The organism is Microbacterium sp. NPDC055988 (assembly GCF_042269505.1).
Classification (GTDB): Bacteria; Actinomycetota; Actinomycetes; order Actinomycetales; family Microbacteriaceae; genus Microbacterium.
Genome location: NZ_JBHJXY010000001.1, coordinates 3362761 through 3374040, shown reverse-complemented (window position 1 = coordinate 3374040; position 11280 = coordinate 3362761). Strand labels below are relative to the sequence as shown.

Below are 11280 nucleotides of genomic sequence, written 5' to 3'. Positions count from 1 at the left end.
AGAGGACCATCATGCGTGCGCTGCTGCTGTTTCGCCTCGACCTGTCGGGCACGTCCGCCGTCGAGGAGAGCATCCACCCGATCGACCCGCGTGAGCCGATCGTCAGGGCGACCGACCTCGGCGTCAATCGCGGCGACGGCGTGTTCGAGACGGCCGTGGTCCGCGGCGGCAGGCCGCAGGCGCTCGAAGCCCATCTGACGCGGCTCGAACGCTCGGCGGCGCTGATGGAGCTGCCCGCGCCCCGACGCGACCTGTGGCGAGCTGCGGTGCTCCGGGCAGCTGCGGAGGTGTCCCTTCCCGGAGCGCTGGAGGAGGGGGAGATCGCGTCCATCAAGTTCGTCATGACCCGGGGCGACGAGTTCGACCCGGCAGGACCGACCGGATGGGTGCTCGGGTTCGCCGGCAGCGACCCCTCCGGCGTCCGTGCCCGCGGCGTCCGTGCCGTCGTGCTGGATCGCGGCTACCGGCACGACGTGATGCAGACCGCCCCCTGGCTGCTGCAGGGAGCGAAGTCGCTCGCCTACGCGGTGAATCAGGCCGCCCTCCGGGAGGCGACCCGACGCGGCGCCGATGACGTGATCTTCGTGAGCGCAGACGGCTTCGTGCTCGAAGGACCCCGCTCGACGCTGATCGCGCGCATCGACGGCGAGCTCGTCACACCACCCGCCGAGCTCGGCGTCCTCCCCGGAACGACCCAGGCCGATGCATTCTCGGGAATCACCGGCGTCCCGACGAGGATCGGGGTGCTCATGCGCGACGATCTGGATCGGGCGGATGCGCTGTGGCTGTGCTCCAGCACGCGCGGCGCGGTGCCGGTGGCGCAACTCGACGGCGCCGAGCGGGTCATCGACCATGGCCTGACCGCGCGGATGAACGCGGCGCTGGACGCGCGCGAGGACTGAGGAAGGTGCACGGCGGATGCTCGACAGTGTGATCGACGGCCACAACGACCTGGCATGGGCGAGCAGGACCCTGCTCGGGTACGGGGTGGAGGAACTCGCGGACGGCGTGCCGTCGACGCAGACCGACCTTCCCCGGCTCGCGATCGGCGGGGTGGCCGGACAGTTCTGGTCGGTATGGGTCGATCCGGTGCTGCAGGGCGCCGAGCAGGTCGTCGGGACGCTGGAGCAGATCGACTTCGTGCACCGCTTGGTCGACGCGCACCCCGAGCGCCTCGCCTTCGCGCGGACCGCTGCGGATGTGCGTGAGGCGATGGCGGAGGGGCGGATCGCCTCGCTCATCGGCATCGAAGGCGGCGGCCAGCTCGGCGGGTCGCTCGCGGTGCTGCGCCAGTACGCGCGTCTGGGCGCGAGGTACATGACGCTCACCTGGTCGCGGACGACCGCCTGGGCCGACTCCGCGACCGACGACGCGCATCACGGCGGTCTCAGTGCATGGGGCCGCGAGGTGGTGCGCGAGATGAACCGCATCGGTGTCCTCATCGATCTCTCCCACGTGGCCCCGACCACCATGCGTCATGCCCTCGAGGAGACCACCCGCCCCGTGATGGTGAGCCACTCCGGTGCTCTCGCCCTCTGCGATCACCCGCGCAACGTCCCCGACGACGTGCTCGCCGCGATCGGTGCCCAGGGCGGAGTGGTGATGGTCGCTTTCGTGCCCACGTTCGTCTCGCAGGCCCGCCGCGACTGGTGGGAGGCCGGCGGCGAGGGCGAAGCGCCGGTGGTGGGCGTCGGCGACGTGGCCGATCACCTCGACCACATCCGGCGGGTCGCGGGACCGCACGCCGTCGGCATCGGCGCGGACTACGACGGCACCGACGTGATGCCGGACGGTCTCGCCGACGTCTCCGGCTACCCGGCGCTGTTCGCCGAGCTGCGAGCGCGGGGATGGTCGGAGGCCGACCTCGCCGGCCTCGCGCACGAGAACGTGCTCCGGGTCCTCGAGGCTTCCGATCGCGATCACGAGTCCTTCCTGGCAGGGCGGGCCGCACCTCCCGCGACCGCCGCGCTGGTGCCCGCCGTGGATGTGTCGACGCGGGAGGGAGCGCTGTGAGCCCGCGCGTGCTCGTCGTCGTCAACTCGGCGAGCTCCGGACCACGACGCCTCGGGACCTGGCTCGCCGATCGCGGCATCGCGGTCGCCCCCGTGGTGGGCGCGGAGGAGGAGCTTCCCGTCACTCTCGACGGCTATTCCGGGCTGGTGCTCCTCGGAGGGGGACTGATGCCGGACGAGGACGACCGTGCACCCTGGCTCGTGGCCGAGCGCGCGCTCGCCGCCGAGGCCATCGACCGCGACCTCCCGACGCTCGGCATCTGCCTGGGTGCGCAGGTGCTCGCGCACGTCGCCGGTGGAGAGGTGAAGGCGAAGACCGGTCCCGTCGAGCGCGGGGCGACGCCCATCCATCCGACCCCGTCCGGCCGGGAGGACGCGGTGATCGCGACGCTCGGCGACGGCGCCCCGATGATCGAGAACCACCAGGACATGATCACCGGTCTGCCTCCGCGGGCTGTGCTGCTCGCATCCAGCGACGCGATCGAGATTCAGGCCTTCCGCCTGGGGCGGCACGTGCGCGGTGTGCAGTTCCACCCCGAGGCCTCGGCTGCCGATCTCGCCCGGTGGGACGACGCCGCCCTGCGCGGAGAAGGACGATCGTTGGCGCGCCTCATCGCCGCCGCCGAGGAGGTCGACGCGCGCAACACAGAGGTCAGCCGTGCTCTCGTCGAGGCGTTCGCGGACGAGGTCCTGGTCGGAGATCGCGCGTGAACAGGGCGACTCCTCCGCTCGCGACGATGACGACGACGACGGTGGATCGTGCCCTCCGGCTCGGGTTGGACGAGAGGGCGCGTCGGACCGCCCCGGCATCGATCGTCGCCCTGTGCGAGCGCGGGGAGGTGCGAGGCGTCCGCACTCACGGACACCCGCGCGCCGACGATGCGACGACGAGTCGGGACACCGTGTTCCGGATCGCATCGATGTCGAAGAGCTTCCTCGCCGCGACAGCACTCGCGCTGCGCGACAGCGGTGCCCTCGATCTGCATGCCCCGATCACCGAGTATCTCCCCGCCGTGTGCGCCAGGCACCGGGGCTCTGATGCCGTACTCACCGGAGACCTGCTGCTCTCCAACAGGTCGGGGCTCGGCGAGGACAACGCCTGGGTCGACCGCCACCTGGGGGACTCCCGCGCGGAGATCGCGGCGCTGTTCTCCGAGGGGATGCTGCTCGCCGCCGCGCCCGGAACCACGTACCAGTACTCCAATCTCGGGCAGTCGCTGGTCGGCGCGGCGGTCGAGGCCGTCACCGGACGCGCTGTCGAGGACGTGGTGCGGGAGACCCTGCTGGAGCCGCTGGGACTGACGCGCACCGCCCATTCGGCCGACGGCTACGCGCACGACACCCTCGCCGGCGGCTTCCGCACCTTCGACGACGGCGCGACCTTCCACCCCGAGTCCTACGTGCGCACAGGCGCCCTCGGCTGCATCGGAAGCATGTTCAGCACCGTGGACGACATCGCCACCTGGATGTGGTTCCTCGGTTCGGCCTTCACCGACGACCCACTCGCGCCGCACGTGCTGGCTCCCTCCTCGCGGATCGAGATGCAGCAGCCGCGGACACCCATCGACGTGCCATCGGGGATGTTCGACGGACGCGACCTCGCCGGCGCCGGCTACGGGTACGGACTCTTCGTGGAGCAGGACCGGCGGTTCGGCCGCATCGTGCAGCACTCCGGGGGCCTTCCGGGCTTCTCCGCCCACATGCGCTGGCATACGGCGACCGGCATCGGCGCGGTGGCGTTCGGGAACTCGGACGAGTTCGGTGCGCGGCGTGTGGCCGGTGCCGCCCTGCAGGACGCGCTCGACACGGCCGACGCGCCGTCGGCCGTGGTGCGCCCGTGGCCGGAGACCGTGACCGCGGCCCGGGCGATCGATTCCGCCATCCGAGAGGGCCGATCCGCCGCCGAGTATCCGGGCCTGGCCGATCACGTCCTCGAGGATGTGCCGCCGGGCATCCGTGATTCCCGCCTTGCGGCGCACATCGCCACGATCGGCGGCATCTGCCCCGTTCAGAAGCCCTTCGCCGAGCGGCTGATCGCAGCCGCCACCGAGGCCGAGCTGCGCTGGCGGATCGCCGGAGAGAGCGCGGACCTGCGGGTGGAAGCGCGCCTGGTGGGTGTGCCCCGGCCTCGCGTGCAGAGCCTGAGTCTCGCCGTCATCGCACACGGCGAGACGCGGACGGCGGACGAGATCCCCGCGCCCTGCGACCGGCATCGCATCGTGTTCGACGGGGAGTGACGACCCCGAGAGCCGCAGGGGCACGCTTTTCGACCCAGTCCAAGAAATCGCCGTAGACTGGAGGCATCCCGCCCCGTTCGTCCTGAGGATCGTCATGCCCGCAAACCCCGTGCGTCGTCTCCTGCCCGTCGCCGCGCTCGCCGCCGCCACCGCTCTGGTGCTGAGCGCCTGCGCTGCTCCTGGCTCCGAGGGAGAGAGCGACGGAGAGCTCGTCTGGTCCATCGAAGGCGCCAACCTGTCGGCGGGTCACATGGACCCGCAGATCAGCCAGCTCGACGTCTCGGGCATGGTGCAGCGCGCCGTGCTCGACTCGCTCGTCTTCCAGGAGAACGACGGCACGTTTACGCCCTGGCTCGCGAAGGAGTGGGAGGTGTCGCCCGACAGCACCGAGTACACGTTCACGCTCCGCGACGATGTGACCTTCACCGACGGCGAGAAGTTCGATGCGGCGGCGGTCAAGGCGAACTTCGATCGCATCGTCGACCCGAAGACGGCTTCGAAGCAGGCCGCGAGCATGCTCGGCGCGGCCTTCTACGAGGGGACCGAAGTCGTCGACGACTACACCGTGAAGGTGACGTTCACCCAGCCGTACGCACCCTTCCTTCAGGCCGCGAGCACGCCGCAGCTCGGCTTCTACTCGCCCGCCGTGCTAGAGGAGTCGGCGGACAAGCTCAAGGCCGGCGGCCCCGATATCAACGTCGGCACCGGTCCGTTCGTGCTCGCCGAGTACACGCCCGACCAGGAGATCGTCTACACGCGAAACGACGACTACGCGTGGGGGCCGCACGACGAGAAGGCGCCGAAGTTCGAGACGCTCCGTGTCGAGATCCAGCCGGAGGCCTCCGTCCGTACCGGCGTCGTGACGAGCGGCGAGGCCGATCTCGCCAGCGACATCCCGCCGAACCTCGCGAAGGACCTCGGCGACGGCATCACCGTCGACTCGATCGAGTACCCCGGCCTGCCGTACTCGCTCTACCTGAACGAGAAGTACGGCGTGTTCGCCGATGAGAAGGTGCGTCAGGCGTTCGCCCGCGGCATCGACATCGACGCCGCGGTCGAGGAGATCTACTTCGGACAGTTCCCGCGTGCGTGGAGCATCCTCGGCTCGACGACCCCGGGTTATGACGCATCGCTCGAGGACAGCTGGCCGTTCGATCAGGACGCGGCGAACACCCTGCTCGATGAGGCCGGATGGACCGAGCGCGATGCCGACGGCATCCGCATGAAGGACGGCAAGCGTCTCTCGGTGCGCTGGATCGCCTGGACGCCCGTTCCCGACGACAACGCCGCCCTCGCCAACGCGATCCAGTCCGACCTCAAAGGGATCGGCTTCGAGGTGAAGCGCGAGGTGCTCGAACCGGGCGCCTACAACGAGCAGTACGAGCCGAAGACGTTCGACCTGACCGACTGGGGATTCTCCGGGGTCGATCCGGATCTGCTGCGCGCCCACCTGCACACCGACGGATTCCAGAACGCGTCTCAGGTGAGCGACCCTGAGATCGACGCGCTTCTGGAGCAGGCCGTCGGCAGCAGCGATCAGGACGAGCGCAACGAGCTGTACACGCAGGTGCAGCAGTGGAACGCCGAATACACCGCGATCGTGCCGCTGTACAGCCCGTCGGCGATCACCGCGGTCGGCGAGCGCATCGAGGGACTGCAGTACGACCTGTACGGTCGGCCGCTGTTCTACGATGTGACCGTCGGCTGATCCGCCGGCTGAGCGGAGGGCACGAGTGGTGAAGGCTGCTCTCGTCCGTATCGCCGGCCTCGCCGCATCCCTCGTCATCGTCCTGTGGGGTGCCGCCACCGTCGCGTTCCTCGCCTTCCGGGTGATCCCGGGCGATCCCGTGTCGGTGATGCTCGGACCCCAGGCGCAGGTCAGCGAGGCGGTCAAAGACGGGATCCGCGCGGACCTCGGGCTGGATCGGCCGCCGTTCGAGCAGTACCTCGGCTTCATCGGGCAACTCGCCCGAGGCGACCTGGGGGAGTCGTACCAGCTGCGGATGCCGGTGACCGAGGTCATCGGACGTCAGCTCGGCGCGACGGTGCAGCTCTCGGCCCTCGCCCTCCTCATCGCCCTGGTGCTGGCGCTCGCCGTCGCGGTGCTGGTGCGCGGCCAGGTGGCTCGTACCGTCGCCGCGGGCATCGAGCTGGTCGTGCTGTCGTCGCCCGTCTTCTGGATCGGGCTCATCCTGCTCAGCGTCTTCGCTTTCGGCCTCGGCTGGTTCCCGGTCTCCGGGGCGCGAAACCCGGCCACCCTCGTGCTGCCGGCGATCACCCTCGCCCTTCCGGTCGCGGCGCTGCTGAGCCAGGTGCTGCGCGACGGCCTGATGCAGGCGGAGCGGATGCCGTTCGCGGAGACCGTGCGTGCGCGTGGGGCGAGCCCCTCGTGGTTCACGGTGCGGCACGGGCTGCGCCACGGTGCGGCCTCGGCCATCACGCTCGCCGCGTACCTCACGGGTTCCGTGCTGGGCGGCGCGGTGCTCGTCGAGACGGTCTTCGCCCGGCCGGGACTCGGTCGCGTCACGCTCGCCGCGATCAGCGACCGCGACCTGCCTGTCATCACCGGCATCATCCTCCTGAGCGCACTCGTGTTCGTCGTGGTGAACCTCGTCGTCGAGCTCGTGCATCCCCTGATCGATCCGCGTGTCGGAGCGGCCCGCTCCGGAGGCATCCGATGAAGCCCGCACAGCACGTGCTGCTGTGGACGGCCGCGGCGGTGCTGGCCGTGATCGTCTTCGCCGCACTCTTCCCCGGAGTCCTCGCCACCCACGATCCGCTGCAGACCGACGTCCGCTCTGCGCTGCTCCCGCCGAGTACCGAGCATCTATTCGGCACCGACCAGAGCGGTCGCGACGTGTATTCGCGAGTCGTCTACGGCGCAGGGCGCTCGTTGGGGATCGGACTCCTCGCCACCGGGATCGCGCTCGCCGTGGGCCTCGTGATCGGTGCGCTGGCCGGGGTCGCGCCGAGAGGGGTCGACGCCACGGTGATGCGGGTCAACGACGTGCTGATGGCTTTTCCCGAATTCCTGGTCGCTCTCGTCGTGATCGCGGTGCTGGGGCCGGGGCCCGTGAACATCGCGATCGCGGTGACGCTCGCGGCGGTTCCGGTGTACATCCGGCTCGCCCGTGTGCAGACGCAGACGCTGCGGGTCGCGGAGCACGTCGAAGCCGCACGCATCCTGGGTGTGCCGAGGGGGAAGGCGTTCACGCGTCACGTCGTCCCCGGTGTGGTCGGGGCGCTCAGCGTGCTCGCGACGATCGGCATCGGGTCGAGCATCCTGGCCGCTGCGGGCCTCAGCTTTCTCGGTCTCGGTCCATCCGAGCCGACGCCCGAATGGGGGCTGATGCTCGCCGGGGGACGCAACGTGCTCGGACAGGCGTGGTGGATCGCGGTCTTTCCCGGAATCGCGATCACCCTCACCGTCGTCTCGGCGACGGTGATCGGGCGCATCCTGCGCGCACGCGCGGATGGGCGGACGACGTGAGTGCGCTGGAGGTGCGGGGACTGCGGATCGGGTTCGGCGCGGACCCGGTGGTCGACGGCGTCGGATTCGCGGTCGAGCCGGGGGAGTGCGTCGCGATCGTCGGGGAGTCGGGCGCGGGGAAGACCCTCACCGCCCGTGCACTCCTCGGGCTCACGCCGTCGGATGCGACGATGACGGTCGACACGCTCACCGTCGACGGGCGGAATGCGGCGACGCTCTCCGAGCACGGCTGGCGAAGGCTCCGCGGCGCCGGCATCGGCCTCGTCTCGCAGGACGCCCTGGTCTCGCTCGACCCGCTGCGCCGCATCGGTGCGGAGGTGGCGGAGCCGTTGCGTCTGCACCGCATCTCGCGCGGCCGGGCGGCGCTCGATGCGCGCGTCCGAGAGCTGCTGCAACGGGTGTGGATGCCGGATGCCGAGCGACGCGCCCGGCAGTATGCTCACGAGCTCTCCGGGGGACTCCGACAGCGTGCGCTGATCGCCTCCGCGATCGCCGCGTCTCCCGTCGTGCTGGTGGCGGATGAGCCGACGACGGCGCTGGACGCCACCGTGCAGGCCCGGATCCTCGGCCTGCTGCGCGAGATCACCGATGCGGGGACGGCACTCGTCTTCGTCAGTCACGACTTCGCGGCCGTGCGGCGGCTCGCGGATCGGGTGCTGGTCATGAAGGGCGGGCGGGTGGTCGAATCCGGCACCGTGGTCGAGGTGCTGGAGAACCCGCAGCACGAGTACACGCGTCAGCTGATCGCGGCGACGATCCACGAACCCCGCGGGGCTGTGCAGGCGGAGTCGACGCCGGTGCTGGTCGCGGACGGACTCTCGAAGAGCTTCGACGCGGTGCCGGCGGTCACAGGCGCGTCCTTCGTCGTCTCGGCAGGACGGACGCTCGGCGTGGTGGGGGAGTCCGGATCCGGAAAGACCACGCTGGCGCGGATGATCGTCGGCGTCGAGCAGCCGGACACCGGTTCGCTGCGCTGGATCGGCACGCCGCGGGTGCAGCTGGTGCATCAGAATCCGCTCGGTGCCTTCGACCCCCGATGGACGATCGGCCGCTCCCTGCGCGAGGCGCTCGAGGCCGCCGGTGTGCCACGGAGCAGAAGGGCCGAGCGGGTGTCCGAGCTGCTGGTCGAGGTCGGCCTCGCGACCGAGCTCGCCGACCGTCGCCCCCGTGCACTCTCCGGCGGTCAGCGGCAGCGTGCGGCGATCGCCCGGGCGCTCGCGGCTGACCCCGAGGTGCTGGTCCTCGACGAACCCGTGTCGGCGCTCGATCCCTCGGTCCGGGAGCGTGTGCTGCGGCTGCTGGACCGACTGCAGCGCGAGCGGAAGCTGACGATGATCCTCGTCTCGCACGACCTCGATGTGGTCGGAGCCGTCGCCGACGAGGTTCTCGTGATGCAGGATGGCCGGATCGTGGAGCAGGGAGTGACCGCCGACGTGTTCGCAGCGCCGCAGCATCCGTTCACTCAGGAGCTGCTGGAGGCGAGCGGTCCCGTCAGTCCTTGATCTGGATGCCCAGTCCCGCCGCGATCACGGGCGCCAGCTGCTGCACTTGGAACGACGAGAGCGTTGTCCCGCGGAGGCTGTTGGCATCGAGGTACGTCATCGCGTCGAGGCCGCGCAGATCGACGTCTTTCGCGCGCATGCCCCGCGGGTCGACCTCATCGCTGGTCGTGGCGGTGAACCGCACGCGGGTGAGCTCGGTCTGCGGCATGTCGATCGTGCGGATCGCGCAGCCGGAGATCTCGAGGTCGGTCACTTTCGCGGCGCCGAGATTGAGGTAGTCGATCCGCACGTCGCGCAGCTCGAGTTCGGAGATGCGCGCCTCGCTGAGGTCGAGCGTGCCGATGCGGCCGCCGCTGATCCGCATCCGTCGCACACCGGCGTCGCGCATACGCAGGGAGGCGATGCGTGCCCCGGACATGTCGACGTCGACCACGGTCGCTCCCGTGAGATCGACGGCCTCCGCATCGGCGGACACGGTGCACTGCTCGAGTGTCGCGTAGGCGAGGTCGACGGCGCCGTGGAGATCGAGGCTCGCGGCGATGATGTCGGCGCTGCGGGCGGGAGCTGCGGGCTCGAACTCGCGGGGCAGATCGGGACCGCTGATGCGGGGCGGTGCGGGGGACTCTGACGTGCGGGCCATGCCTCGAGGCTATGGCCTGCCGCGGACACCCGTCGCAGGTGGCGCCGTGCCGGGCACAGGCCGCGCGGGGCGGGGACGGCTGCTTCTGCGAGCTGCGGGTTGCTGCGGCCTTCTGCACCTCCCGCGGCCGAACTTCCCGAATCTGGCCGCGGGAGACGCGGAAGGCCGCACCAGCTGCGCGCGCACCTCTCATGCACAGGTGCCGAGCACAGGTCGTTGTCCACGGGCGCGGAGCGCGCGGCTGCCACCACACCGGAGCGGCCCCCACACTGGACGGATGCGGCGAACGGCGGAGGTACTTGCGGCGAGAATCATTGACCTCGGCGGTATCACGCGATCCGCTCGCGTCGCTGATCTCGGGTTCGGCAGGACGGCAGTGGATGCTGCACTCAGAGCCGGCGCCATCATCCGCCCCCGTCGCGGTTGGCTCGCCTCGCCCGCGGCCGATCCCCTCCTTCTGGAGGCAGCCCGGCATGGCGTCATACTCACCTGCCGGACGCAGGCCGGCCGCCTCGGTCTCTGGGTGCATGATGCGTCCGGCCTCCCGCACGTCGCAGTCGGGACGAACGCGTCGAGTCGACGGGGACTCCGCGCGAAGGTGCACTGGAGCACGCCGCCCGTCCCGCGTCACCCCGACGCGTTGGTCGATCCGGTCGAGAATGTGCTGGCGCATATCGCGGAGTGCGAGCCGTTCGAACAGGCGCTCGCCACGTGGGAGTCCGCGTTGAACCGATCTCTCGTGACGATCGAGGAACTCCGTCGTCTCCCATGGCGACCAACTGCGCGTCGAATACTCGCGACCGCCGTGCCCTTCTCGGATGCAGGGCTGGAAACATACATCCGCGAGCGGCTCCGCTGGCTCCGGGTGCCGGTGCGAGCTCAGATCTGGATCGCCGGGCATCGCGTCGATGCTCTGATCGGCAGCCGCCTCATACTCCAGATCGACGGTGCTCATCATGTCGGCGCCCAGCGCAGCGAAGACATCCGGCACGACGCGGTGCTGAAGCTCAGGGGTTACCACGTCATCCGGATCTCCTACTCGCAGATGATGTTCGAGTGGCACATGGTGCAGGACCTGGTCATGCGCGCCGTGGCGCAGGGGCTGCACGAGGCTTGAGCCTCCCGCACTCACGTGTTTCGCCGCAGTCACGCCCTCCGAGTCGCTGTTACCTCGGCCATACGCCCTTCCATCGGCCGCTTCCGTCGAATCCGGCCGCAGCAAGCGCGAAAGGCCGCAGCAAGCGCAGGACCGCGGCGACCGCAGCGCCTGTCCGCGAAACCGCAGGCGCCGCGCAGGCGCAGGACCCGCGTACACTGGAGGGACGAGCATCGATCCGGCATCACCGGGGAGCTCTCGGAAGAACGGCGCGTCCCTCGGGGTGCGCTCAGTAGAACCGAG

Annotated in this window: 10 protein-coding genes; 9 read left to right on the top strand and 1 reads right to left on the bottom strand. The window is 70.3% G+C overall.

Features of this window, described 5'->3' with window-relative positions; genetic code table 11:
• The first annotated feature begins 11 nt into the window (after positions 1 to 11).
• From ACFC14_RS16205 to ACFC14_RS16170, 8 genes are all read left to right on the top strand, one after another.
• Complete coding sequence (locus ACFC14_RS16205; RefSeq protein ID WP_376106615.1) at positions 12 to 902, top strand: aminotransferase class IV; 891 nt, start codon at positions 12 to 14, stop codon at positions 900 to 902.
• A 16-nt stretch (positions 903 to 918) separates the two neighbouring features.
• Positions 919 to 2013 carry a dipeptidase gene (locus ACFC14_RS16200; RefSeq protein ID WP_376106612.1) on the top strand — a complete coding sequence of 365 codons (1095 nt, stop codon included), beginning with the start codon at positions 919 to 921 and terminating at the stop codon, positions 2011 to 2013.
• Positions 2010 to 2723 carry a type 1 glutamine amidotransferase gene (locus ACFC14_RS16195; protein ID WP_376106609.1) on the top strand — a complete coding sequence of 238 codons (714 nt, stop codon included), beginning with the start codon at positions 2010 to 2012 and terminating at the stop codon, positions 2721 to 2723. The genes ACFC14_RS16200 and ACFC14_RS16195 overlap by 4 nt, the downstream gene beginning before the upstream one ends.
• Before the next feature lie 26 nt (positions 2724 to 2749).
• Entirely contained in the window at positions 2750 to 4249 is a 1500-nt protein-coding gene (locus ACFC14_RS16190; protein WP_376106606.1) for a serine hydrolase domain-containing protein, read from the top strand.
• Between the two features lie 94 nt (positions 4250 to 4343).
• The gene (locus ACFC14_RS16185) at positions 4344 to 5957 is read left to right on the top strand and encodes an ABC transporter substrate-binding protein (protein WP_376106603.1); all 1614 of its coding nucleotides are present in this window, start codon (positions 4344 to 4346) and stop codon (positions 5955 to 5957) included.
• A 28-nt stretch (positions 5958 to 5985) separates the two neighbouring features.
• Complete coding sequence (locus tag ACFC14_RS16180) at positions 5986 to 6930, top strand: ABC transporter permease (protein WP_376106600.1); 945 nt, start codon at positions 5986 to 5988, stop codon at positions 6928 to 6930.
• Positions 6927 to 7739: an ABC transporter permease gene (locus ACFC14_RS16175; RefSeq protein ID WP_376106598.1), complete on the top strand. Its 813-nt coding sequence runs from the start codon at positions 6927 to 6929 to the stop codon at positions 7737 to 7739. Before ACFC14_RS16180 ends, ACFC14_RS16175 begins: the two co-directional genes overlap by 4 nt.
• Positions 7736 to 9241, top strand: a complete 1506-nt coding sequence (locus ACFC14_RS16170) for an ATP-binding cassette domain-containing protein (protein ID WP_376106595.1) — start codon at positions 7736 to 7738, stop codon at positions 9239 to 9241. The genes ACFC14_RS16175 and ACFC14_RS16170 overlap by 4 nt, the downstream gene beginning before the upstream one ends.
• Here the strand turns inward: ACFC14_RS16170 and ACFC14_RS16165 are convergent.
• Complete coding sequence (locus ACFC14_RS16165) at positions 9231 to 9881, bottom strand: pentapeptide repeat-containing protein (protein ID WP_376106592.1); 651 nt, start codon at positions 9879 to 9881, stop codon at positions 9231 to 9233. The genes ACFC14_RS16170 and ACFC14_RS16165 overlap by 11 nt on opposite strands.
• A gap of 376 nt (positions 9882 to 10257) precedes the next feature.
• Here ACFC14_RS16165 and ACFC14_RS16160 point away from each other — a divergent pair, with 376 nt between their 5' ends.
• The gene (locus ACFC14_RS16160) at positions 10258 to 10998 is read left to right on the top strand and encodes an endonuclease domain-containing protein (protein WP_376106589.1); all 741 of its coding nucleotides are present in this window, start codon (positions 10258 to 10260) and stop codon (positions 10996 to 10998) included.
• Positions 10999 to 11280: the final 282 nt, after the last annotated feature.

Excerpts from the sequence above, each read along its gene's own strand:
- ACFC14_RS16165 (WP_376106592.1), bottom strand. The coding sequence starts at position 9,881 with ATGGCCCGCACGTCAGAGTCCCCCGCACCGCCCCGCATCAGCGGTCCC.
- ACFC14_RS16205 (WP_376106615.1), top strand. The coding sequence starts at position 12 with ATGCGTGCGCTGCTGCTGTTTCGCCTCGACCTGTCGGGCACGTCCGCC.
- ACFC14_RS16175 (WP_376106598.1), top strand. The coding sequence starts at position 6,927 with ATGAAGCCCGCACAGCACGTGCTGCTGTGGACGGCCGCGGCGGTGCTG.
- ACFC14_RS16185 (WP_376106603.1), top strand. The coding sequence starts at position 4,344 with ATGCCCGCAAACCCCGTGCGTCGTCTCCTGCCCGTCGCCGCGCTCGCC.
- ACFC14_RS16200 (WP_376106612.1), top strand. The coding sequence starts at position 919 with ATGCTCGACAGTGTGATCGACGGCCACAACGACCTGGCATGGGCGAGC.
- ACFC14_RS16190 (WP_376106606.1), top strand. The coding sequence starts at position 2,750 with ATGACGACGACGACGGTGGATCGTGCCCTCCGGCTCGGGTTGGACGAG.